1 protein-coding gene is annotated in these 1,364 nt (G+C 63.9%); it reads right to left on the bottom strand.

Annotation, left to right across the window (positions count from 1 at the left end; all coding sequences use genetic code 11):
* Window positions 1-257: 257 nt before the first annotated feature.
* Window positions 258-1,280: an IS110 family transposase gene (locus tag FJW05_RS27320; protein ID WP_140637176.1), complete on the bottom strand. Its 1,023-nt coding sequence runs from the start codon at window positions 1,278-1,280 to the stop codon at window positions 258-260.
* Window positions 1,281-1,364: the final 84 nt, after the last annotated feature.

Genomic DNA, 1,364 nt, shown 5'->3' with positions numbered 1-1,364 from the left:
CGTCATGTATGGACGGCCCCTTTTGGGCAAGAGGCAAAATGGCGGCAGCGGCGTAAGTCTGGAGCGGTCATGTATTCGGCCTTTAGTGCGGTCGCTTTCGATGACCGCTGACCCGCAGGGGTTACGCGGATCGGGTTCCAATCATTCTAGCGCGCTTTTGAATCGCGATGACGATGGCGGATTTTCCCGACCCAGGTCCTGACCATTTTGCCGTGCTGCCTTTCTGCTCCTTACACTGTTAAGGGCCTCGATAGCGGTTAAGCCGCAACTGGTGCCCTGTATTGTTGTCCCGACTGCAGCATTGCCCAGATGATGCGGGCGGTCTTGGCCGCTTGAGCCACGACGGCGACCTTGACCGGCCGCCTGGCCAGCAGGCCGCGAATCCAGGGCGAGCCCTTGTCGGGTTTGGCCCTGACCTGACGCAGCCAGGAACTGGCGCCAAGAATGAGCAGCCTTCGCAGGTCCCTGTCGCCGGCGCGGCTGATATGGCCCGTCAAGCTGTGCTTGCCGCCGGTGTCATGGCTTTTGCGGGTCAGGCCCAGCCAGGCGGCGAAGTCCCTGGCCGAGGCGAACTGGCGGCCGTCGCCGATGGCGGCGACAGTTGCATGCGCGATGATCGGGCCGACGCTCGGGATCGTCGTCAGCCGCAAGGCCGCACGCTGCTGCCTGACCCGAGCCAGGATCTGCTTGTCCAGCTTGCCGATCTCGCCATCCAGCACCCGCCATTGCTCGGCCAGAGGCACCAGACAGATCAACAGCGCCGCGGGAATGGCTTCATCGGCTGCCTCGATGCGCTGCAGCAGGGTCTCGATGCCCCCCGCCCCCTTGGCACTTGTCAGGCCCATCTCATAGAGCATGCCACGCATGGCGTTGGCCAGTTGCGTGCGCTGGCGCACCAGAAGGCCACGCGTGCGGTGCAGCGCCCTGGCCCATTGCTGTTCGACCGTCTTGATCGGCACGAAGCGCATGTCGGGCCGGCTCACCGCTTCGCAACAGCCATGCGCATCGCGCACATCGTTCTTGTTGCGCGGAACGTAGGGCTTCACATAGGCCGGCGGCATCAGCTTGACCTCGTGGCCGAGCGCGCTGAGCGTGCGGGCCCAATGATGAGCCGAGCCGCAGGCTTCCATGCCGATCAGCGCCGGCGGCTGCGCGGCGAAGAACTTCTCCACCTGCGCGCGGCGCAGCTGGCGTTGCACCACCACCTGTCCTGCCGCATCCACGCCGTGCACCTGAAACACATTCTTGGCCAGATCGATTCCAAATCTGATAACTTGCATGACGGACGGTCTCCTCCGCTGGGGTTTCAACACGGCCAGTTTGGCACATTCGATGCCGCAAGGGGCCGTCCACCCATCATTCTA

The sequence above is a fragment of the Mesorhizobium sp. B2-9-1 genome, assembly GCF_006439455.1.
Classification (GTDB): Bacteria; Pseudomonadota; Alphaproteobacteria; order Rhizobiales; family Rhizobiaceae; genus Mesorhizobium.
The sequence above is the reverse complement of the archived record's forward strand: the minus strand, read 5'-3'. Positions and strand labels throughout refer to the sequence as shown.